This window comes from Actinomadura miaoliensis (assembly GCF_039536785.1).
Lineage (GTDB): Bacteria > Actinomycetota > Actinomycetes > Streptosporangiales > Streptosporangiaceae > Spirillospora > Spirillospora miaoliensis.
In genome coordinates, this window is the sequence record NZ_BAAAZG010000047.1 from 226,577 (window position 1) to 248,284 (window position 21,708).

Here is a 21,708-nt window from a genome sequence, read left to right on the forward strand (position 1 = left end):
CGCGGTGAACTCGGCCACAGGGAGGCTGCCCGTTCGCCCCCCGGCCCCGCCGGATGCGGGCGTCAGGGACGGGCGTGTGGCCAGTACTGCTCGGCGAACAGCCGGGCGACCAGTTCGCCCCTGCTGGACACCTCCGCCTTTTGGAAGATCGCCTTCAGGTGGTCGCGGACGGTGTGCGGGGAGATGAACAACCGGGCGGCGATCTCGCCGGTGTGCAGGCCGCGCGCGACGTGCTGGGTGATCTCCAGCTCGCGCGGGGTCAGCTCGTACGCCTCGGCGACGATCGTCGCCAGATCGGACGCGGCCGCCGGCTCGATCACCAGCGCCACCGGTCCCGGCCGCCCGTCCGCCCCGGTCAGGCTGGAGGCGTGGCAGACCAGCCACCGGCCGTCGACGGTCCTGATGCGCACGCGGGCACCGCCGTGGTCGCGTCCCCGCGCGACCGCCCTGGCCTGCAGCGCGGTGCCGATGACCCAGATCGGCAGCCGCACACCGAGCGCGGACGGCACCGACGGCCCCTGGGGCAGGCGGGCCAGGTGCTCGCGGGCCTCGTCGTTGATCGAGGTGGCCGCGCCGGACGAGTCGAACAGCACCAGGCCCGGCGCGGGCGCGCTCGGCAGGGCCTGCGGTTCCGACGGGCGCGCGAAGCGCCGCAGCCGCGCGGCCATCGGGGCCGACAGGCCGGCGACGAGGTCGACCTCGTGCCGGTCGAACGGCCGGCCGGGCTCCGCACGGAACAGGCTGACCACGCCCCAGGGCCGGTCGCCCGCGCGGAAGACCGCGCGCAGCTCGTCGTGGAGGCCCTGGCCTCGCAGCAGCCTGCGGAAGCGTGCGCTGCGTCCCGGGAGATCGCCGGTCGCGGCGCGCAGTCCCGCCGCCGGGACGGGGGAGCGGGCCAGATCCCGGAACGGGACGACGTTCTCCTCCAGGAGCTCGCTCTCCCAGTAGTCGGCGCAGCGTTCGCGGTCGCCCAGGTCCTGCACCAGCATCGGCGCCGTGATGAGCCCGGTCTCGGGATCGGTCGCCGCCCACACCGCCGCGTCGAACGGCACCGTCCGCCGCAGCCGCGCCGAGACACGATCGAACAGAGCGCCGGGGTCGGCCGCCCGGGCGGCGTCGGCGGTCACCTCGACGTCGTGGCGCCGTCCGCCCATGGAGCCCTCCCCGTATGTCGACCCGGCCTCAGCCTGCGCGGCCGTCCCTCACCCGCGCAACCCCTCAAACGAGGGGGGCGTTCCGGGGAGATCACCCACGGCGAGGGGATGGGGCATGCCCCCGTACGGTGCCGAGGCTTGGGGCATGGACATCGCGATCATCGGAGGCGGCGCGGCCGCCGTGGGAGTGCTGGACGCCCTGGCGAGCGCCGCCCCCGCACGAGGCTCGATCAGGGTCTTCGGGCCGTCTCCCCACCTGTGGCGGGGCCGCCCCTACGGGCCGGACCTCGACTCCGTCCTGGTCAACGCCCCGCCCGCCATCATGTCGATCCGCCACGCGGACCCCGGTCACTACGGCGCCTGGCTCGGCGGGCGGGGCGACGCGTACCTGGACGAACGACTCGGGCAGCCGCTCGTGCCGCGTGCCGTCTACGGTGAGTACCTGGAGCAGACGGCCGAGAAGGCTCTGGCCGTGCTGCGTGAACGCGGCCGGTGGACGGAGGTCGTCGCCGCGCGGGTGGTCGGCGCGGCGCGGTCCGGCGGTCGCCTGGTCCTGCGCACCGAGGACGGGGGCGAGCACGTCGCCGACCGGGTCGTGCTGTGCGTGGGCGGCGGCCGGCCCCACGACCACTACGGACTGGCAGGCGCGCCCGGGTTCGCCGGCGACCCCTATCCGCTGGCCGGGACGCTGGAGAACGTGGCGCCGGAAACCGATGTGGCCGTGATCGGGAGCGGCCTGACGGCCGTCGACGTGGTGGTGTCGCTCGCCGCGCGGGGACACACCGGGCGGATCAGCATGGTGTCGCGGACCGGCATGCTTCCCCACGTCTGGCAGCGGCCGGGCGCCCACCGGCCGCGGCACGTCACCACCGAACGGGTGAGGGCGCTGCTGGACGACCACGGTGCGGTCACCCTCGACGGGCTGGCCGGGCTGCTGCGCGCCGAACTGGCGGACGCCGGAGAGGACTTCGACGCCCTCCTCGCCGATCTGCGGGCGGCGCCGCGCGAGGACCCCGTCGGGCGGTTGCGGCGCCAGATCGCCGCGATCGACGCGCCGGAGATCGGCCGCCGCGTCCTTCAGGAGACGTCGCACACCGTCGGGCCGTACGCCTGGCGGCTGCTCGCCGACGACGACAAGGACCGGTTGCGGGCGCTGTTCCGCGTCGCCACCAGCGTCGCCTCGCCGATGGTGCCGGTGAACGCCGCGCGGCTGCTGGAGCTGTTCGACTCCGGCCGGCTGGACGTCGTCCGCGGGGTGGAGCGGATCGAGCGCGTGCACGGCGGGTTCCGTATCGACGCGCGGGGCCCTGACACGCGGCGCACCTCATGGATCGCCGGCCGGGTCGTCAACGCCGTCAACCCGCCGCCGCACGCGATCGGGCAGGACGCGGCCGCCCTGGTCGCCGCACTGGTGGCCGAAGGGCTGGTGGCGCCGTGCCCCTCCGGGGGCGTGCTCGCGGCCGACGCCCGCGTGCGGATCGTCGGCGACCTCGCCGGGGACGGGCCGTTCGTCACCTCCGGCATTCCGGGCGTCGCCGCGCAGGGGGCGGCGGCCGCCCGGGCGGTTCTCGCGGCGGCCCCCTGAACCGGACGGCGGGGCGGGCCGGGCGCGGACGTTCAGGCGTGGTCGATGCGGGTGTAGGTGACGGTGAAGTCGGACGTCCAGGTCGTGCCGTCCTCGGAGGACTCCCAGCGGGCGTGGATCGTGTCACCGGCCGGGTTCAGTTCACCGGTGAAGCGCTGGTGGAAGCCGGGGGCCGCACGCCACATCCGCCAGACTCCGTCGGCGAACGTCATCTGGTAGACGCGGTGAACGCCGCGGCCGTCGGCGTACAGCATGGTGAACTCGCCGGTGGCGTCGTCCAGCCCGATGAGCGTCGTGGTGGGGAACGGGGCGTTGTCACGCCACGCCTGGGGCGCGGTGGGCGGGAGCTCGTCGATGTCGGAGTACTGGCGCAGGTAGGCGCCGTCGTCCTGCCAGGTGAACTCCGTCCAGGCGGAGCCGAGGCCGGGGACGTCCGGCCGGACCGTCCAGCGGCCGACGAGCGGTTCGAGGCGTGCGAGCGCGGTCGTGTGCGTCATGCCCATGCTGACCATCGGCGCGGCCGGAATTCATCGCGTGCGGCCGGAATTCATCGCGTGCGGCCGGAACTCATAGCGCGCGGCGGTGCTCCCGCCGGGGGGAGGGGACGACGGGAGCACCGCGGGGGAGGAGGAGCGCGTCAGCGGGCCTGCTCGGCCTTCGTCTCGATCTTGGACTGGGCGGCGCGGAGCTTGGCCAGGCTGGTGAAGGCCGACGTCTCGCTGTAGCCGCGGAACTTGGCCATCGTCTCGAAGACGGCGGTGCTCGTGCCCGCCTTGGCGGGCAGTCCGGCGCGGAAGTCGGCGATGCCGTTGAGCAGCCCCCACGGGCCGCAGCCCGTCGACTTCGGCACGCTGAAGGCGTTGTCGACCACCGTGGAGGTGAACACGGTCGGGTCGTCGGGGTGCGGCTCGATGCCCCGGCCGGTGATCGGCTTGTTGGGCGCCGGCGGGTTGGTGGTGCCGAAGGTGAGATTCAGCGTGATCGGGTCCTTGTCGGAGCCGACGTAGCAGGTGTCGCCGAGCAGCGGGTTGATGTTCTTGATCTTCAACCGCATCCGGTAGGCGATGTTGGGGTCGTCCTCCGGGCTGACCTGCGGGTCCCCGGCCAGCTGCGACTGGGCGTGCAGCTCCAGGAACGGCAGCACGTCGGAGCCGGGGATGCCGAGCACCCCGCCCGGCACCTTCAGTGGCTCCCCCTTCAGCGGCCGGAACACGAACTTCTGCTCCAGGGTGACCGGGTCGAAGCCGTTGGCGTAGGTGAGCGCGAGCGGCTTGTCGATCTGCTGGTCGATGTTGCCGAACTGGAGCCGACCGCCGGTGATCACCACGACGCTGCACAGCCAGAAGTTCGGGTCGGCGCCCTCGGGCAGCTCGCTGAGCGCGGGGCAGTCGTTCAGGTTCACCTCCGGCGGGATCGGCGCGGCCTCGGCGCTCGCGGGCGGCGCCGTCGCCACCAGCGCCGACGCGGTGATCGCGGCCGCGGCGGCCGCCGCGGCCCGCCGCCGGTTGAACGGTCCTGTCATCTGTGCTCCAAGGGGGTCGTGGCCCGCACGCCCGGGGGGAGCCGGGACGTGCGGGCCGCAGGCGCGGACGGGCCGCGCCGGTTCCGGTGCGTTCAGCGGGGAGACCTGGGTGTCAGCGCCGCAGCTCGGTGTACGGCTTGGAGCTGACGTACTGGTTGAAGATCGCCGCGTTGTGCCCCGCCGCCGCGGGCAGGCCCGCGTACAGGTTGATCGCCCAGTTCATCGATCCGCCCGCGCCGCACTGGCTCGCTCCGGGCACGGCGAAGGCGTTGTCGACCACGGTCGTCTTCAGCACGGGCGGGTCGTCCTGGACGACCTCCGGCGGGGAACCGGAGATCGGCTTGTTGGGCGCCGGCGGGTTGGTGGTGCCCACGGTGAGGTTCAGCTTGATCGGGTTGCCGTCGGTGCCGATCGAGCAGTTGCTGCCGAGCAGCGGGTTGATCACGCCGAGCTTCAGGTTGAGCTGGAGATTGCCGTCCTTGAGCCCGACCGATCCGGCGTAGCGCGGCTGGGCGTAGACGGCGGTGAGGAACGGGTCGCCGAAGATGCCCGGCTGCACCAGCATCCGGTCGGCCTTGAACCCCCCGAAGACGACCTTCTCCTCCAGGGTGACGGGGTCGAAGCCGTTGGCGTAGGTCAGCGTGATCGGCTTGGTGATCTTCTGGTCGAGGCCGCCGAGCTGGAACGTGCCGCCGGTGGTGATCGCCACGTTGCACAGCCAGAAGCTCGGGTCGGCACCCTCGGGCAGGTCGGGGCAGGCGGCGAAGCTGAAGTCGGGGATGTCCTCGGCCGCGGCGGGCGGGGCGAGGACGCCGCCGGCCAGCCCGGCGCCGAGCAGCAGGCCGGACGCCGTCGCCAGCAGGCGCCGGAGGGGTGATCTCATGCGTGCTCCACGGGACTCGGGGTGGGAGGGAAGGGAGGGGGACGGGCCGCCTCGGGGTGAGGCGGCCCGTCCGTCACGGGGCGTCCGCTGCGCGGGCGGCTCGTCGGTTGCGGGACGCGGTCACGGGTGCCGCGTCCGTCCCGGGGATGGGCGAGTGGTCGGTCAGGGGCCGACCTGCAGGTCCGCGCCGCTCGGGTGCGCGAGGATCTGGAAGTTGCCGTTGGCGGAGACCGAGGCGGGGCAGCGGGCGTCGGGCGCCGGGCTGGTCCGCCGCTGCAGCGACTGGCCGGCGAGCTTGCCCTGGCCGTGGGTGTTGGTGATCACGGGCCGGTTGGGGTTGTTCCGGTTGAACAGGTCCAGCACCAGGGGGGTGGACGTGGTCAGGCCGTAGTGGCAGGTCAGCGACGGGATGCCCAGGGTGGGCAGGGTCAGCACGGCCTGGATGTGGACGTTGGGGTTGGGCGCGAAGATGGTCAGCGTCGAGTCCCGGCCGCTCGAGACGGGGGCGTAGTCCACCTGCCCGCCGGTGTAGGGCAGGCCGATGGCGGTGATCGTGGTGGTGCCGCCCCGGTTGTTGGTGCAGCCGGACAGGTTGACGGTCTTGAGCGAGCCGCCGGTGCCGTTGGAGTTGGTGTAGGCGTCGAGGGTGCCGCTGGTGCAGGTGGTGACGATCGAGCCGAGCGCGCTGACACCGGTCAGGGTGACGTTGCCGAGGTTGGTGGCGCGCACGTCACCGCTGTAGGGGGTGCCGTCGGCGGTGGTGATCGTCGCGGAGGCGAGCGCGGCGGTGGCGGACGCGATCACGAGCGCCGAGGCGCCCAGGGTGGGGAGAGCGAGTCTGCCGAACTTTTTCATTCCTGCCTCACTTCGGGCTGACGGAATGGGGGACGAGAACGACCTCCGGAACGGTCTGGGCCCCGGCCGTCCCGGTGATCGGGGGCATTGGGACAGAATCATGAATGATGGTGTTTATCAAGCGGTCCCTACTGGCCGGTAAGTTCGCGGCTCCATTTGTTCGGGCAGTAATCCGGATTCGTGGCCGGGCGTTATCGGTGACGGTCCGGCGTGAACCAGGTCACGTTCCGTACGGCGCCGCAGGTTGATGTGGCCTTCGTCACGCCCGATTTCGGACACGCCTGCTCTCCCCGCCGCGTGCCCGGCCTGTCCGCAAGCGGCCACCCCCCACCCCGCCCCTCCCCGCCCGCGCACGCGGGGCGCTTTGCGGACGGACGGTTACCCCTCGGCGAGGCGGGCGGGGAAGCCGCCGGTCGCGACCGGGCTCCACCGTTCGGGGGTGACGCGGATGATGGACTTGCCCTGCTTGATCATCGCGGCGCGGTACTCGTCCCAGTCCGGGTGCTCGCCCGCGATGTTGCGGTAGTACTCGACCAGCGGTTCCACCGAGTCCGGAGCGTCGATGACCTCCGCCGAACCGTCCACCTGCACCCAGGGACCGTTCCAGTCGTCGCTCAGCACGATCAGGCTCACCTTCGGGTTCCGCCGGGCGTTGCGGGTCTTGGCGCGCTCGGGGTAGGTGGAGACGACGATGCGTCCGGAGTCGTCGACGCCGCACGTCACCGGAGAGCCCTGGACGCCGCCCTCGCCGCGGGACGTCAGCAGGATCGCCCGGTGCCGGGGCCGCACGAACTCCAGCAACTCGTCCAGATCCACGGTCGTGTTGGTTGCGATCTGAGCCATTTCGAGCCCCCATTCCAGTCGAATGTCCGCCTCATGTTGGCATGCGCGGATTGTGTGCCCGTCCGGTCGAAGGGGGATGCCGCCGGCCTCGTGTCCTTCGAGGACGCGGGTCACTGGGCGGGGGCAGCGCCGGGGCCCCAGCGGTCGGGGTCGGGGACGGCGAAGGCGGCCAGCAGGCCGGTGAGCAGGCGGGGGAGTTCGGCGGTCTCGCCGCGGCGGATACGGGTGTAGGCGACCTCGTAGATGCCGCCGACGATCGTCTCGGCCATGAGCTCCGGCTCGGGGTAGTGGGGGAACAGCTCCCGCATGTTGTCCACCACCACCTGGGCGAACGCCTGCTTGGCGGCGTCCCGGCGGGCCGCCGCGGCCGGGCCGGCGGCCAGGCACTCCACGATGCAGGTGCGGGCGGCCAGCGGTTCGGCGGCCAGGAACTCCAGGAAGGCGGCCAGGCCCGCGCGCAGCCTGCCGTCGGCGTCCGTCTCGCCCTGGTAGGCGTCGGTGACGTGTTCCATCAGCCGTTCCACGGTCGCGTCATAAGCGCGGAGAAAGGCGTCTTCCTTGTTCTTGAAATGGACGTAGAAAGTGGCCCGGGAAACTCCGGCGCGGGCGATGATGGAATTGACGGTGAGTTGCGCGTAGCCGGCCGTTCCGGTGACCTCGATGACGGCCGCGACGATGCGGGCCGTCTGGTGCTGGGCGACGAAGTCGCGGGACAGGCGGTGCCGTCCGGAGGGCAGCCTGGCCAGGTCCCGCGCCCGCCCGGCACCGCCCTCTGCCTCGGTCATGTCTCCCCCGACGCCCGCACCGGCCCTGTCCGGCGATCTTCTCACGCCCGGCGGGACGGCGGGCCGACGCCGGCCGGGCCGCGGCGGGGCTCAGCGGACGGTGATGATGGCCGAGCCGTGTCCGAACAGGCCCTGGTTGACGGCCAGGCCCACGCGGGCGCCGTCCACCTGGCGGCCGTCGGCGCGGCCGCGCAGCTGCCAGGTCAGCTCGCACACCTGCGCGATGGCCTGCGCCGGGACGGCCTCGCCGAAGCACGCCAGCCCGCCGGACGGGTTGACGGGCACCCGGCCGCCCAGCGCGGTGGCGCCCGAGCGCAGCAGGTGCTCGGCGCCGCCGGGCTCGCACAGGCCGATGTCCTCGTACCAGTCCAGCTCCAGGGCCGTGGACAGGTCGTACACCTCGGCCAGCGACAGGTCCTCGGGGCCGACGCCCGCCTCCACGTAGGCGGCGTGGGCGATGGACGCGCGGAAGGGCCGGTCCGGCGGCGGGACCGCCAGGGCCGAGTCGGTGGCGAAGTCGGGCAGGTCCGGCACCGTCTTGGGGAAGGTGGGCGTCACCGTCGACAGGCCGCTGATCCGCACGGGGGACGTGACGCCGCGCGAGCGCGCGAAGTCCATCGAGGACAGCACGAGGGCGGCGCCGCCGTCGCTGGTGGCGCAGATGTCCAGCAGGCGCAGCGGGTCGGCGACCACGGGGGAGGCGGCGACCTCCTCGGCGGTCACCTCCTTGCGGTAGCGGGCGTTGGGGTTGGCCAGCCCGTGCCGGGCGTTCTTGACCTTGACGGCGGCGAAGTCGTCGGGCGTGGCGCCGTGCACGGCCATCCGGCGCCGGGCGTACAGGGCGAAGTACACCGGGTTGGACGCGCCGAGCAGGCGGAAGCGCAGCCAGTCGGGGTCGTCGGGACGGTCGCCGCCGACCGGCCGGAAGAAGCCCTTGGGGGCGGCGTCGGCGCCGACGACGAGCGCCACGTCGCACAGGCCGGCGAGGATCTGCGCGCGGGCGGCGTTGATCGCCTGGGCGCCGGACGCGCACGCCGCGTACGAGCTGGAGACGCGCGCGCCCGACCAGCCGAGCGCCTGGGCGAAGGTGGCGCCCGCGACGAAGCCGGGGTAGCCGTTGCGGATGGTGTCGGCCCCGGCCACATACTGGATCTCCGGCCAGGCCAGCCCGGCGTCGGCGAGCGCGGCGCGCGCCGCGGACAGGCCGTACTCGACGAAGTCGCGGCCCCACTTGCCCCACGGGTGCATGCCCGCCCCGAGGACGGCGACGTCGGCGCTCATGCCCGCCTCCCGCTCGGCCGCCACATCCAGACGGTGTACTGCGTCTCGTCGTCCTCGTACAGGACGCCCTCGGTGAGCTCGACCTCCATGCCGACCGCCAGGTCCTCCGTCCCGACGTCCGGGACGACCTGGCCGAGCACGACCATCCGTTCGGCCTCCAGTTCCACGGCGGCGATGGCGAACGGGCGGAACGGGTCGGCCGCGACGTACGGGGGCGGGGGCTTGTAGCGGGCGTCGGTGTAGGACCAGATCCGCCCGCGCGGCGACAGCGCGTGCTCCTCCAGCTCCGAGCCGTCCTTGGGGCCGGCGCAGCCGGGGTTGCGGCAGGCCAGGTCGTTGCGCGGGAAGTAGGGGGTGCCGCAGGCGGTGCACCGGGTGCCGAGCAGCCGGACGCCCGGCCCGTCCGGCGCGCCCCCGGTGGTGAACCAGCCCTCGACGGCCGGACGCCGTTGTTCAGTGCTCACCGCCGAAGCTTAACAAGCAAGCGCCCGTTCAAATCAAGGGTGACGACCAGGGCGACGGCCACCAGCGCCAGGACGTACACGCCGGTGCCCGTCCAGCCCGAGTGCTCGTAGGCCAGCCCGCCGGCCGTGCCGCCGACGCTGCTGCCCAGGTAGTACGCGCACAGGTACAGGGCGGACGCCTGGGCGCGGGCCGTCGTGGCGCGGGCGCCGACCCATCCGCTGGCCACCGAGTGCGCCGCGAAGAACCCGACGGTGAACACCAGCAGGCCGGCGCCGACCAGCGGCAGGGACGGCGGCAGCGTCAGCGCCAGCCCGGCCGCCGTCATCAGCAGCGCCCCGAGCAGCACGGGACGGCGCCCGACCCGGTCGGCCAGGCCGCCCGCCCGCGCCGAGCCGATCGACCCGCCGACGTACATGACGGAGATCAGCCCGACGACCGCCTGCGGCAGGTGGAACGGGGCGGCCAGCAGCCGGTAGGTGAGGAAGTTGTAGACGGTCACCATGCCCGCCATCAGCACCAGCGCGATCAGGTAGAGCCCGCGCAGGTCCCGGTTGGCCAGGTGGTCGAGCAGGGCGCGGTGCTCGATGCGGGACGGGCGGAAGAACCGCGACGGCGGCAGCAGCGCCCAGAACAGCACGGTGGACGCCAGCACGACCAGCGCGACGGCCGCCACCGCCCACCGCCAGCCGACCGCGTCGGTGAGCGTGCCGGGGATCACCCGGCCGAGCAGCCCGCCGAGGGACGTGCCGGCGATGTACCGGCCCATCGCCCCGCCCAGCGAGCCCGGGTCGACCTCGTCGGCGAGGTAGGCCATCGCGACCGCCGGGACGCCCGCCAGCGCGACGCCCTGGACGGCGCGTACGGCGGCCAGCGCGCCGAACGTCGGGCACAGCGGCAGCAGCAGTCCCACCACGGTCGCGGCCACCGACGACACCAGCATGACGCGGGTGCGGCCGAAGCGTTCCGACAGCGAGCTGACCGGGATGACCGCGACCGCCACCGCGCCCGTGGCCAGGGACACCAGCAGGCTGGCCCGGCTGGGGGAGACGCCGAAGTCGCGCGACATGTCCGGAAGCAGTGCCTGGACGCAGTACAGCGACATGAACGTCGACAGCCCGGCGGCGAACAGCGCGAGGTTGACGCGGCGCAGGCCCGGCGTGCCCAGCCGGTGACGTTCGGCGGTGGCGGGATGAGCGGGGGCGGGATCGGCGGGGGCGGCGCTGGAAACAGACATCCCTTCAAGGGTGGGACGACCGGCGGTGATGCGTCCAATGAGTCTTTGCAAACCAACTCATGCGCGATATGCATGAAGGGTGGATCTGACGACCGTTCGCTGGTTCCTGGCCGTCGCCGACCACGGGCACGTGACGAACGCGGCCGCCGAGCTGCGCGTCTCCCAGCCGGGGTTGTCGCGGGCCGTCGCCCGCCTGGAGCGCGAGCTGCGCGTGCCGCTGTTCGACCGCGTGGGCCGCACCGTCGTGCTGAGCCGGTACGGGGAGGTGTTCGCCGAGCACGCGCGGCGGCTGGTGGCCGAGGAGGAGGCCGCGCGGCGCGCCCTGGCGCAGGCCGCCGATCCGGACCGCGGCGAGGTGTCGCTGGCGTTCCTGCACACCCAGGGTCCGTCGTTCGTCCCCGACCTGATCCGCCGTTTCCGCGAGCGTCACCCGGGGGTGTCGTTCCGGCTGCACCAGGACCGGGCCGGTCTCGTGGCCGCCGCCGTCCGGGAGGGACGCTCCGACCTGGGCATCACCAGCCCGCGTCCCGACGACCCCGAACTCGAATGGGGCCCCCTGGTGACCGAACGGCTGCGGCTGGCCGTGCCCGCGACGCACCGGCTGGCCCGGCGGCGGCGGGTACGGGTCGCCGACGTGGGGGACGAACCGCTGGTCGGCCTCCGGCGCGGCGCCGGGCTGCGCACGATCTCCGAGGAGCTGTTCGCCGAGGCCGGGATCCGTCCGGAGATCGTGGTCGAGGCGGAGGAGCTGGGAACGGTGCGGGGCCTGGTCGCGGCGGGGCTCGGCGTGGCGATCGTGCCGCCCGCCGACGATCCGCCCGGCGTGCGGCACGTGCCGCTGGACGACCCGGGGGCGACGCGCACGATCGGGCTGACGTGGGCGGCGGCGCGGACCCGTCCGCCCGTCGTGGAGCGGTTCCGCCGTTTCGTCCTGGACGATCCCCGGGGCTAACTGACTCGTCAGTCACTTCGCTACAGTGACAGGAAACCGAGTCGGATTCGGCCGCTACGGCGATCGTCCGTCACCGAGCAACGAGGAGTGCGCATGCGGACCGGACTGGAGGGAAAGACCGCCCTGGTCACCGGGGCGTCCCGGGGCATCGGCAAGGCCATCGCGACCGCGCTGGCCGCCGAGGGCGCCAACGTCGTGCTGTCCTCGCGCAAGCAGGACGCGCTGGACGCGGTGGCCGAGGAGATCAGGGCGGCGCACCCCGGCGTGGGCGTGCTGGCCAAGGCCGCGCACGTGGGCGACGCCGACCAGGCCGCCGCCTGCGTCGACGCGGCCGTCGCCGAGTTCGGCGCCGTGGACGTGCTGGTCAACAACGCCGGCACCAACCCCTACTTCGGCCCCATGGTCGACATCGACCAGGCCCGCGCCGACAAGACCGTGCAGGTCAACCAGTTCTCGATCGTCCAGTGGACCGGCCTGGTCTGGAAGCGGTCGATGAGCGCGCGCGGCGGGGCGATCGTCAACATCGCCTCGGTCGGCGGCCTGGTCACCGAGCACGGCATCGGCTACTACAACGCCACCAAGGCCGCCGTGATCCACCTCAGCCGGCAGTTCGCCATGGAGCTGGCGCCGAAGGTCCGGGTCAACTGCATCGCGCCCGGCCTGGTCAAGACGCATCTGGCCCGCGCGCTGTGGGAGAACAACGAGGAGCAGATCAGCAAGTACATGCCGCTCGGCCGGATCGGCGAGCCCGAGGACATCGCCAGCGCCGCGGTGTTCCTGGCGGGCGACACCGCCTCCTGGATGACCGGCCAGACCATCGTCGTCGACGGCGGGTCCAGCATCCGCCCCTCCATCGCCTGACCCCGCCGACACGCCGGAACCGCCCGAAAGGAGACGCGCATGTCCCGCTGGGGCCTGACCATCCCGATGACCGGGGTGCCGCTGGCCGAGCACCGCGAGATCGTCGCCGGGCTCGCCGACCTCGGCTACACCGACGCCTGGTCCGCCGAGACCAACGGAGCCGACGCGTTCACCCCGCTGGCGCTGGCCTCGCAGTGGGCGCCGCGGCTGCGCCTGGGCCCGGCGATCGTGCCGGCCTACACGCGCGGCCCCGCGCTGCTGGCCCAGCACGCCGCCACCCTCGCCGACCTGGCGCCCGGACGGTTCGTGCTGGGCATCGGCACCTCGTCCGAGGCGATCGTGCACCGCTGGAACGGCATCGCGTTCGACGAGCCGTACAAGCGGGTCCGCGACACGCTGCGCTTCCTGCGCCGCGCGCTGGCGGGCGAGAAGGTCACCGAGGACTACGCCACGTTTTCCATCAAGGGTTTCCGGCTGGAGAAGGCCCCCGGCACCCCGCCGCCGATCGTGCTGGCCGCGCTGCGTCCCGGCATGCTGCGGCTGGCCGCCCGCGAGGCCGACGGCGCCATCACCAACTGGCTGGCGCCCAAGGACGTGCGGACGGTGCGCGGCGTGCTCGGCGACGAGCCGGAGCTGATCGCCCGGCTGTTCGTCTGCCCCACCGCCGACGCCGACGAGGCCCGGAGCGTCGGCCGCTGGATGATCGCCGCGTACATGACCGTCCCGGTCTACCGGGCGTTCCACGAGTGGCTGGGACGCGGCGAGGCCCTGGCGCCCATGAACGAGGCGTGGGCGGCGGGCGACCGCAAGAAGGCCCTGGAGCTGATCCCGGACGAGGTGGTGGACGACCTGATCGTGCACGGCCCGCCCGAGGCGTGCCGCGAGCGGATCCGCGAGTACGTCGACAACGGGCTGACCACGCCCATCGTGGCGGTCGTCCCCGGCGGCGGGCTGTCGCCCGCCGAGGCGGCGCGCGCGCTGGCCCCCGGCGCCTGACCGGATATTTCGGCGGGGCGACGTTTACGGCGGGGGGTGACCGGGGAGGGTGGGGCGAACAGGTTCGCGGGGCCTGTCCCGCCGACCTGCCTGGCCAGAAAACGAGACGTGAGGAGCCCATCGTGCTCACGCTGACCAGTGGGGCCGTCCAGGTCATCCGCACCGTGACCGCCGACCCCGAACTGCCGCCGGAAACCGGGATCCGCATCGAGTCCGGTGTCGACGGCTCGGACGCCCTGCGCCTGTCCGTCGCGCCCGCCCCCGAGGAGGGCGACCAGATCGTCGAGGAGGAGGGCGCCCGGGTCTACCTGGAACCCGACGTGGCGCAGCTGCTGGACGACAAGACCCTGGACGCGCAGGTGGACGCTCAGGGCGAGGTGGCGTTCACCCTCGCCCAGGCGTCCGCCTGACCACTCCGTCCCAGGGGGGCCCGCCGGGGACGCCGTCGGTGGTGCGGCGGCGCGTCGTCCTGGTCCCACCCCGCTCGACCAGGAAACCGGCGGAGTGCACGCCGGGGCGCCGGTCCGGTCACGGCCGGACGGCGCCCCGGCGTCTGTCTTCCGCCCTCCCCTGCCTTCTTCTGCGACACTGGCCGGGTGAGCCGGAACAGGTCATCGTGGCGCGACCAGCCGCGCGGCCTGGCCTGCGCGGTCATCGCCGCGTTCCTCCTGCTCACCTTGGTCGCGTTCGGGCTGGCGATCGGCGCGTTCGTCGCCGCCCTCACCTGAGCGTTCAGGCGCCGGGGCCGAACGACGGGTGCGGGCCCAGCGCCCAGTACTCGAACAGGCCGTACCCGGTGTGCGCGGGCGTCGGGGCCGAGCCGTCCAGGTACTCGTAGCGCGCCACCGCGTCGACCATGCCCCACATGCGCGCCGCGTCCTCCGGGTCGCGCGTGTCGTACGAGACGCCCTGCACCTTCAGCTCCGGCCCCTGGTACATGCCGTGCTTCCAGTCGGGCTCCAGCCCGTACCCGGTGCCCACCATCAAATGCACGGGCAGCAGCGGAGTCGCGCGGATCTCGAACGCCTTCCCGCCGGGCGGGGCGAACGCCAGCGTCGCGGTCACCACGTCCCGCGTGCCCGGCGCGTACGACGGGCGGTACTCGGGCCGTCCCAGGAACTCCTCCTCGCGCCCCGACCCCTCCGGCCACACCCGTACGGCCTCCTCCAGGACGCGGCGGCCCTTCTCGTCCTCCTGGACGATGCACAGCACCGCGTGGTCCTCGAACTGGATCGGCGCGTACAGCCAGTAGAAGGTGCCGGAGTTCTTGACCTGGATGCCGGGCGGCTCGGGCTCGCCCACGGGCCGGATGCCCCAGGAGCGGTCCCGCGAGCCCCACCAGCGGTCGGGCGTCACCTCGACGCGGTCGCCGCCGACGTCGATCCAGCCCCTCCACCGCCCGGTCTGCGCCAGCCGCCGCGAGTCGAACACCACCCGTTCCTGCCAGCGCAGGTAGTGCGGCGGCTCCAGGGTCGCCGGGACCGTCCCCTCCCAGGTCAGGTCGAACGCCAGCCCGTGCCCGCCGTCGTCGAGCGCCACCCGCAGCCGCCTCAGCCCCTCGATCACCTCCACGCGGAACGGCCCGACCGCGGTGTCCATGCGGTCGGCGCCCAGTTCGCGGGACGCCCGCACCACCCGGTGCAGGGGGCCGCGGCGGACGACCGCGAACGCGTCGGTGACCCCCAGGTTCGGGTACTGCCCCATCCCGATCAGCATCATCAGCTCGTCCGAGCAGGCGTGGACGTTGAAGTAGTACCGGTCATAGAAGTTGCGGTCGGAGGTGGTGACGTGCCGCATGACCTCCGGGGCCTGGTGCACCGGGTAGTCGTCGAGCGGGGAGAGCGTCATCGGGATCCTCCCAGGATCCGGTCGAGCAGCCGGGTGCAGTTGTTGTCGTACGGGAACGTGTTCTCGTGCTCGATCCAGCCGAAGTCGATCATCGCCTGGCCGACCCGGGCCATGATGACGGCGAACTTGAAGCCGGACAGCACCTCGTAATAGGCAAGGTCGCGCACGGGACGGCCGAGCAGTTCCTCGTAGCGCGCCACGGTCTCGGCGTAGGAGGGGAAACCGGGGAGGCGGGGCACGCCTATGCCGTCGCTGTGGTGGCGGTCCAGGAACATGAACCACGCCAGGTCCTCCTCGGGCGCCCCCAGCGTCGCGGTCTCCCAGTCAAGGACGGCGCGCGGCTCCCCGTCGTCGAAGACGACGTTGCCGATGCGCGCGTCCCCCCACAGCAGTACGGGCGGGTCCGGCTCGTCCGGCCGGTTGGCCCGCAGCCACCCGAGCGCGCGCTGCGCGACCTCCTGCGGCCCGTCGTACGCCCAGCGCATGTAGTGCTCGTAGTAGTTGAGGCGCTGTTGCAGGCCGGTGGCGCCCCACTCGGGACGGTCCACGAAGTCGAGCCCCAGGGCGTCCACGTCGAGCCGGTGGACGCGGGCGAGGATCTCCAGGGTGGACCACCACATCGCCGCCCGCTCCCCGGGCGGCACCTCGGTCACCCAGCCGTCCATGTGGTACGGGGGCATGTCGGTGGGGACGCGGCCCTCCGCCCGTCCCATCACGTAGAACGGGGCGCCCAGCGGTTCGGCGGACGGCTCGTACCAGCGGATGGGCGGCACCGGGATGTCGGTGTGCGCGTCCAGGATCCGCATCAGCCGGTACTCGTCGGCGAACCGCGGTTCGGGGAAGACCTGGTAGTTGATCGGGGCGACCCGGGCGACCAGCGCCTCCCGGCGCCCGGCGCCGTCCTCCCCCGGCCACACCGCCTCGAAGATCAGCGTCTCGTTGGAGAAGCCGCTCGTGCCGGGCGTGTCCATCCGGGGGATCCGCACGCCGGGCAGGTGCCGGTCCAGCCAGCCGGCCAGGGCGCGGCGGGTGATCTCGGGATCGCGCTGTTCGGGCACGGGCATCGCTGCCTCCTCGCGGCCGCATCCCAAATTGAAACGTGTTCTATCAACGGGTGGCGGGCGGGTCAATGGCGGGTGGACGGCGGGCGGCGACCCGGCCCCGACGTGCCGGGGGACGGCCGGGCGGCGGCGCGACCCGGCGTGAAAAAATGTGGCAATGCGTCTCACCAAGTTCGGACACGCCTGCGTGCGGATCCAGAAGGACGACCGGACCCTCGTCATCGACCCCGGGGCGTTCACCCCGGAGGCCGACGCCCTGGCGGGCGCCGACGCGGTCCTGATCACCCACGAGCACCCCGACCACTTCGACGCCGACCGGCTGCGCAAGGCCCTCGCCGACGACCCGTCCCTGGAGGTGTGGACGTCCCGCGTCGTCGCCCGGAGCCTGGCCGACCTGGGCGGCCGCGTGCACGAGGTGGGGCACGGCGACGCGGTGACGGTGGCGGGCTTCGACGTGCACGTCTACGGGGAGGACCACGAGATCCTGCACCCGGACGTCCCGCCCATCCCCAACGTCGGCTTCCTCGTCGACGGCGAGGTCTTCCACCCGGGGGACGCGCTGACCGTCCCCGGCGAGCCCGTGCCGACCCTGTGCCTGCCCGGCAACGCGCCCTGGCTGAAGGTGCCGGAGATGTACTCCTACGTCCGCGAGGTACGGCCCGAGCGGGCGTTCGTCGTGCACGACGGGCTGCTCAACGACTTCGGCCTGAACGTGATGATGAACCACGTCACCACCGCCGGCAAGGAGGCGGGCAAGGACTTCCGCCGCCTCACCCCCGGCGAGTCCGTGGAACTCGGCTCGTCGTGAAGCCCATCCAGGCGGTCTTCTTCGACATCGGCGAGACCCTCATCAACGAGGGTGAGATCTACGGCCGCTGGGCCGACTGGCTGGGCGTGCCCAGGCACACGTTCCTGACCAAGCTCGGCGCGGTGCTGGCCACCGGCGGCGACTACGCCGACCTGTTCGCCTACTTCCGTCCCGGGTTCGACCTGGCCGTGGAGGAGAAGAAGCGGGCCGAGGCGGGGGTGCCCAACGGGTTCGGCCCCGACGACCTCTACCCCGACGCGCGCGCGTGCCTGTCCGCGTTGCGCGCGCAGGGGCTGTACGTGGGCGTCGCGGGCAACCAGCCCGCCGAGGCCGCCGAGCAGTTCGCCGCCCTGGGGCTGGAGGCGGACGTGGTGGGCATCTCCGCCGTGTGGGGCGTGGAGAAGCCCTCCCAGGAGTTCTTCGCCCGGTGCGCGGAACACGCCGGTGTGCCGCCCGCACACGTGCTGTACGTGGGGGACAGGATCGACAACGACGTTCGGCCCGCGCTCGCCCACGGCATGCGGGTCGCCTTCCTGCGGCGCGGTCCGTGGGGCCACATCCAGCGCGACGACGACGCGCTGCGCCGCTGCCAGTTCGTCCTGGACGACCTGGCGTCCCTCCCCGGTCTCGTCGCCGCACGGAATGACGGCGGCGGCTGAATCGTCGTCCCGTAAGGGTCATCCCCTAGTCCGTGGGTAGGGGGCGAGGACAGGCCGTTCGGCCGATCCGGACCGGGACTCCCCGTTCGTAGCGTGGTGAACGTGACCCGCAGACGGCGGGGCACCCGGCCGCACAGGCACGGTTCGATCGACAGGGACGAAAAGGACAATGGAAGGTCTTCACCGCCCTCGCCACGGACGGATGATCGGCGGAGTGTGCGCCGGGCTCGCCCGCCGGTTCGGAATGAGCCCCGGGACGGTCCGGCTGCTGGCACTGCTGTCGTGCGTGCTGCCCGGCCCCCAGTTCGTCGTCTACCTCATCCTGTGGGTGATGCTGCCCAACGAGGACAAGCACGCCGCCCGCACCTACTGACCCGTCCCCGCAGCCCGGGCCGCCCCCGGAGGGCGCCCCGGACCACGGGGCGGGCGGCGGCCATGGAGTCCGAGCCCGGCCCGCGCGGTGCCACCCGGCGACGCCCCCGTTCGGGTCGCCGAGGCTCCGCGCGAGCGGAAGAGTTCCCCCGTGCCATGGCCGCCGCCCGGCCCTCGATCCCGTCGCGTTCCCCGGTTTCCCGATTCCCCGTGACACTTTCCGCGACCGGGATCGATACGAGTTTCTAGCAGGCCGGGGGCCGCGACGATCTCGATTCGCCGTCATTTTCTCCTGGTCATTTGGGGTGATCTCAAGGTCATTTCGCCGCACTTGGAGCCGGACGTCCCGCAGTGTTAGATCGGGACGTCGGACAGGCGGGGGCGCGCGGCGGAGGGAGGGCCGTGGACACCAGGGGCGGCGCGGCGGACGCGTCCGGGCTGCTGCGGTTCCTGCGCGACCTGGCCCGTGTGCGGCGCGCGCCCGCCCGCGACGCGGGCGCCCGGCGCGAGCGCGTCCACTGGCTGGCCGAACTGCCCGGCGACGTCTACGTCGAGACCGACGCCGGGCGGGGCGACGTGCTGTTCAGCGTGCCGTTCATCCCGCTGACGCCGCCCGCCGTGCTGGAGGAGTTCGACGGCTGGCTGGCCCTGCGGCACTGGTACCGGACGCTGCGCGAACTGGCCGAGCTGTCGTCCGGCGGCCACGAGGTGGTGCTGGCGGCGGGGCTGCTGTCCTGGCGTCCGGGCGGCGGTCCGGCCGTCCGCGGCCACCTGCTGAGCACGCCGGTGAGCGTCATGGTGGACGAACGCACCGAACGCGTCGACGTCGTCCTCACCGGGCCCACGACGTTGCGCGACCGCGAACTGCTCACCGGGACGCCGGGCTTCCGCGCCGGGCATGCCGGTCGGGTGCGCGACGCCGTCCGGGCCGGTCAGGGGTTCGGGCTGGGCGCGTCCGTCTGCGACGTGCTGCGCGCGTGGGGCGCGGCGGCGTTCGAGGGCGGCGTGCCCGTCCGCGCGGACTGGCCCCCGGACGATCCCGCGTCGCCCCCGCCGGAGCCGCGCGTGCGGCTCGCGCCCGCGCTGGTGATCCGTCCACCCGGCCGCGCCGCCCTCGCCGACCACTACGAGCGGCTCCTCGCGCAGGGCACGACGTCCCGCGGCCTCGCCCGCCTCCTGGACCCCTCGCTCGGCGGCAGGCCGCTGATGCACGTCCCCGAACGCGGACCGGGCACCGTCGCCGACCTGCTCGCCGGGCTGCTGGTGCGCGGCCGGCGCGTGCTGGTGGCCTGCGCGGACGCACAGGCCGCGCGGCGGCTGCTCGCCGGCCTGCCCTCCGGCGTCGCCGGGCTGTGCGCGGGGGCCGGTGACGGCGACCGGGTCGCCGAGGCCCTGGCCGCCCGCGCCGCCGGACACGACCCGTCCCGCCACCGGCGGCACGTCGCCGACCTCGAACGGCGCCGCGACGACGCCGCCCGCGCCGTCGCCGAGCTGCGTGAACGTCTCGCCGTCACGCTGGCCGCCGACCGCTGCGACCTCGCCCCCGGATACCGGGGCACCCGCGCGGAGGTGGAACGGCGGATCGCGGCCGAGGCGGCCGACCACTCCTGGCTGCCGCCCCGTCCCGGCCTGCCCGGGACGCCGCCGCTCACCGCCGCCGAGGCGGCCGAGCTGGTCCGGCTGCTCGCCGGTGAGACGCCCGCGCGGCGGGCCCGTCCCGCGCAACGCGACGTCGATCCCGGCACGCTGCCCAGCCCCGCCTACGTGCGGACGCTCATCGACGAGGAGGCGAAGGCCCGGGCGCACGCGGAGGAGGCCGAGACCGTCCTGTCACGGCGGCTGCGCGACGTCGACGTCGCCGCCCTCGCCCGCCTCGACGCGTGCGCGACGGCGGTCACCGCGACGCTGCGCGACCTGGGCCTGAGCGAGGACCCGGACGACTGGGACGCGAGCGACCAGGCCGTCCGCGCGTTCACCGACGCTCTCGCCCGGCGCCGTACCAGCGCGTGGGCGCGTGTCGCCGCGCTCGCCGCGCGGGCCGAGGAGGCCGCCCGCGCCGCCGCGCCCACCACCGGACGCCGCGTCCTGCTGCCACCGGGCGACCCGCGCGAACTGGCGGACGCGGCGGAGGGCCTGCGCGGCTACCTGGCCGACGGCGGCACCCTCAAACGCGGCCCGCTGCGCCCGGCCCCGCAACGCCGCGCCGAGCCGCTGCTGTCGGGCGCCCGCGTGGACGGCCGGCCGCCCACCACGCCCGACCGGCTGGCCGTGCTGTGCGCGCACCTGGAAGCTCTCATGGCGTGCCGGGAGCTGCAGCAGGCGTGGGAGGCGACCGGGGCCCGGTTCCCCGCCGACGCGCCTCCGCACGAGCGCCTGGCCCGGTTCCGCCGCGCCCACGACCGGCTGGCGCGCGTCCGCGCGGCCCTGCCCGCACTGGAGGAGACCGGCGCGTTGCTGGACGGCGCGGGCCTGGACGTCCCCCTGCACCAGCCGCGGCTGTGGCACGAGTACCTGACCGGCCTGCGCAGCGCCCTGCTGGGCGTGGACGCGGGACGCGCCACCGCCGACCTGACCGCGCTGCGCGACTCCATCCCCAGGGGCGAGGACGACCCGCCCGAGCTGCGCGCCGCCCTGGCCGCCCTCGACGACCGCGACGCCGACGCCTACGCCCGCGCTCTCGGCGACCTGGCCGGCGCCCGCCGCGAACGCGACCTTCAGGTGCGGTGCGAGGCGCTGCTCGGCCGCGTCCGCGCCGTCCACCCCGACCTGGCCGACTCGCTCGCGACCACCGCCCACGACGACGCCTGGACGGAACGGGCCGCGCGCTGGGACGAGGCGTGGACGTGGGCGCACGTGTCCGGCCGTCTGGCCGAGCACGCCCGTTCCCCGGCGGAGACCCGGGTGCGCCAGGCGCTGGCCGAGGCCGAGGCGCGGCAACGCGATCTGGACGCCGAACTGCTCGCCGCCCGCGCCTGGGGGGCGGCGCTCGCCCGGCCGCACCTGGTGCCGGCCTGGGTGCTTCCGCTGTGGGACGTCCCGGACGCGCTCGCGCCCGACCCCGACTCGTTCGACGTCGTCATCATCGACGGCGAACACGGCGCCGGGGCCGAGGCGCTGTTCCTGCTGTGGCAGGCGCCCCGCGTCATCCTGGTGGGGGAGAGCGGCCCGCCGCTGCCCATGCCCGACGGCGCGCCGCCCGCCCCCGAGGACATCCCGTCCGATCTGCGAGAGGTGATCAGCCCCACCGCGCCCCTCTTCGCCGTCCTGCTCGGCGCCCTGGGCGACCGCCCGCCCCCGGCGTCACCACCGGCCGTGCCGGGGGCGCGCTCGGGGCGTTCCATCGCCACCTACAAGCGCGGGGAACTGGTGGACCTGATCGGCCGCATCGCCCGGCACGACCCGGACCTCACCGACGACCAGCTCGTCACCGTCGCCCGTGCCCGGCTCGCGTGCCCGCCGGACGAGCACGACCTCGTCGAAGCCCGCCTCCGCTTCGCCCTGGACGTCCACCGCGGCTCGTCCGGGGAGCGCGGCGGAGGCTGAG

The 21,708-nt window shown here is 73.9% G+C and carries 22 protein-coding genes; 10 read left to right on the forward strand and 12 right to left on the reverse strand.

What is annotated here, in order from left to right:
* Positions 1-62 precede the first annotated feature (62 nt).
* Positions 63-1,154: a LuxR C-terminal-related transcriptional regulator gene (locus tag ABD811_RS30320; protein WP_344954591.1), complete on the reverse strand. Its 1,092-nt coding sequence runs from the start codon at positions 1,152-1,154 to the stop codon at positions 63-65.
* A 145-nt stretch (positions 1,155-1,299) separates the two neighbouring features.
* On the opposite strand from ABD811_RS30320, the gene ABD811_RS30325 reads away from it, so the two are divergent.
* Positions 1,300-2,739: an FAD/NAD(P)-binding protein gene (locus ABD811_RS30325; protein ID WP_344954593.1), complete on the forward strand. Its 1,440-nt coding sequence runs from the start codon at positions 1,300-1,302 to the stop codon at positions 2,737-2,739.
* Between the two features lie 32 nt (positions 2,740-2,771).
* Here ABD811_RS30325 and ABD811_RS30330 read toward each other — a convergent pair whose 3' ends face one another.
* The 9 genes from ABD811_RS30330 to ABD811_RS30370 all read right to left on the reverse strand — a co-directional run bounded on the left by ABD811_RS30330 (position 2,772) and on the right by ABD811_RS30370 (position 10,607).
* Complete coding sequence (locus tag ABD811_RS30330; protein WP_344954595.1) at positions 2,772-3,236, reverse strand: hypothetical protein; 465 nt, start codon at positions 3,234-3,236, stop codon at positions 2,772-2,774.
* A 140-nt stretch (positions 3,237-3,376) separates the two neighbouring features.
* Positions 3,377-4,261, reverse strand: a complete 885-nt coding sequence (locus ABD811_RS30335; RefSeq protein WP_344954597.1) for a hypothetical protein — start codon at positions 4,259-4,261, stop codon at positions 3,377-3,379.
* A gap of 112 nt (positions 4,262-4,373) precedes the next feature.
* The gene (locus tag ABD811_RS30340) at positions 4,374-5,144 is read right to left on the reverse strand and encodes a hypothetical protein (protein WP_344954599.1); all 771 of its coding nucleotides are present in this window, start codon (positions 5,142-5,144) and stop codon (positions 4,374-4,376) included.
* Positions 5,145-5,306: 162 nt separating this feature from the next.
* The gene (locus ABD811_RS30345; protein ID WP_344954601.1) at positions 5,307-5,999 is read right to left on the reverse strand and encodes a hypothetical protein; all 693 of its coding nucleotides are present in this window, start codon (positions 5,997-5,999) and stop codon (positions 5,307-5,309) included.
* Positions 6,000-6,377: 378 nt separating this feature from the next.
* Positions 6,378-6,842, reverse strand: a complete 465-nt coding sequence (locus ABD811_RS30350; RefSeq protein ID WP_344954603.1) for a PPOX class F420-dependent oxidoreductase — start codon at positions 6,840-6,842, stop codon at positions 6,378-6,380.
* 110 nt (positions 6,843-6,952) lie between these two features.
* Complete coding sequence (locus ABD811_RS30355; protein WP_344954605.1) at positions 6,953-7,627, reverse strand: TetR/AcrR family transcriptional regulator; 675 nt, start codon at positions 7,625-7,627, stop codon at positions 6,953-6,955.
* Positions 7,628-7,717: 90 nt separating this feature from the next.
* Complete coding sequence (locus tag ABD811_RS30360) at positions 7,718-8,908, reverse strand: lipid-transfer protein (RefSeq protein ID WP_344954607.1); 1,191 nt, start codon at positions 8,906-8,908, stop codon at positions 7,718-7,720.
* Complete coding sequence (locus ABD811_RS30365) at positions 8,905-9,372, reverse strand: Zn-ribbon domain-containing OB-fold protein (protein WP_344954609.1); 468 nt, start codon at positions 9,370-9,372, stop codon at positions 8,905-8,907. Before ABD811_RS30365 ends, ABD811_RS30360 begins: the two co-directional genes overlap by 4 nt.
* Positions 9,369-10,607: an MFS transporter gene (locus ABD811_RS30370; RefSeq protein WP_344954611.1), complete on the reverse strand. Its 1,239-nt coding sequence runs from the start codon at positions 10,605-10,607 to the stop codon at positions 9,369-9,371. Before ABD811_RS30370 ends, ABD811_RS30365 begins: the two co-directional genes overlap by 4 nt.
* Positions 10,608-10,686: 79 nt before the next feature.
* Here ABD811_RS30370 and ABD811_RS30375 point away from each other — a divergent pair, with 79 nt between their 5' ends.
* The 5 genes from ABD811_RS30375 (at position 10,687) to ABD811_RS30395 (ending at position 14,144) form a co-directional block, all read left to right on the forward strand.
* On the forward strand, positions 10,687-11,559 hold the full coding sequence (locus ABD811_RS30375) for a LysR family transcriptional regulator (protein WP_344954613.1): 873 nt from the start codon (positions 10,687-10,689) through the stop codon (positions 11,557-11,559).
* A 93-nt stretch (positions 11,560-11,652) separates the two neighbouring features.
* A complete protein-coding gene (locus ABD811_RS30380) occupies positions 11,653-12,420 on the forward strand; it encodes an SDR family oxidoreductase (protein ID WP_344954615.1) in 768 nt (255 codons plus the stop codon).
* A 39-nt stretch (positions 12,421-12,459) separates the two neighbouring features.
* Entirely contained in the window at positions 12,460-13,416 is a 957-nt protein-coding gene (locus ABD811_RS30385; protein ID WP_344954617.1) for an LLM class F420-dependent oxidoreductase, read from the forward strand.
* 122 nt (positions 13,417-13,538) lie between these two features.
* Positions 13,539-13,826, forward strand: a complete 288-nt coding sequence (locus ABD811_RS30390; RefSeq protein WP_344954619.1) for a Fe-S cluster assembly protein HesB — start codon at positions 13,539-13,541, stop codon at positions 13,824-13,826.
* Between the two features lie 186 nt (positions 13,827-14,012).
* Positions 14,013-14,144, forward strand: a complete 132-nt coding sequence (locus tag ABD811_RS30395; protein WP_344954621.1) for a hypothetical protein — start codon at positions 14,013-14,015, stop codon at positions 14,142-14,144.
* Between the two features lie 4 nt (positions 14,145-14,148).
* Here the strand turns inward: ABD811_RS30395 and ABD811_RS30400 are convergent, their stop codons facing one another.
* Positions 14,149-15,264, reverse strand: a complete 1,116-nt coding sequence (locus ABD811_RS30400) for an Rv3169 family protein (RefSeq protein WP_344954623.1) — start codon at positions 15,262-15,264, stop codon at positions 14,149-14,151.
* A complete protein-coding gene (locus tag ABD811_RS30405; protein ID WP_344954625.1) occupies positions 15,261-16,328 on the reverse strand; it encodes a phosphotransferase family protein in 1,068 nt (355 codons plus the stop codon). The genes ABD811_RS30400 and ABD811_RS30405 overlap by 4 nt, the downstream gene beginning before the upstream one ends.
* A gap of 154 nt (positions 16,329-16,482) precedes the next feature.
* On the opposite strand from ABD811_RS30405, the gene ABD811_RS30410 reads away from it, so the two are divergent.
* From ABD811_RS30410 to ABD811_RS30425, 4 genes are all read left to right on the forward strand, one after another.
* A complete protein-coding gene (locus tag ABD811_RS30410; RefSeq protein ID WP_344954627.1) occupies positions 16,483-17,133 on the forward strand; it encodes an MBL fold metallo-hydrolase in 651 nt (216 codons plus the stop codon).
* A complete protein-coding gene (locus tag ABD811_RS30415; RefSeq protein WP_344954629.1) occupies positions 17,130-17,792 on the forward strand; it encodes an HAD family hydrolase in 663 nt (220 codons plus the stop codon). The genes ABD811_RS30410 and ABD811_RS30415 overlap by 4 nt, the downstream gene beginning before the upstream one ends.
* A gap of 169 nt (positions 17,793-17,961) precedes the next feature.
* Entirely contained in the window at positions 17,962-18,165 is a 204-nt protein-coding gene (locus tag ABD811_RS30420; RefSeq protein WP_344954631.1) for a PspC domain-containing protein, read from the forward strand.
* Between the two features lie 401 nt (positions 18,166-18,566).
* Positions 18,567-21,707: a hypothetical protein gene (locus tag ABD811_RS30425; protein ID WP_344954633.1), complete on the forward strand. Its 3,141-nt coding sequence runs from the start codon at positions 18,567-18,569 to the stop codon at positions 21,705-21,707.
* Position 21,708 lies beyond the last annotated feature (1 nt).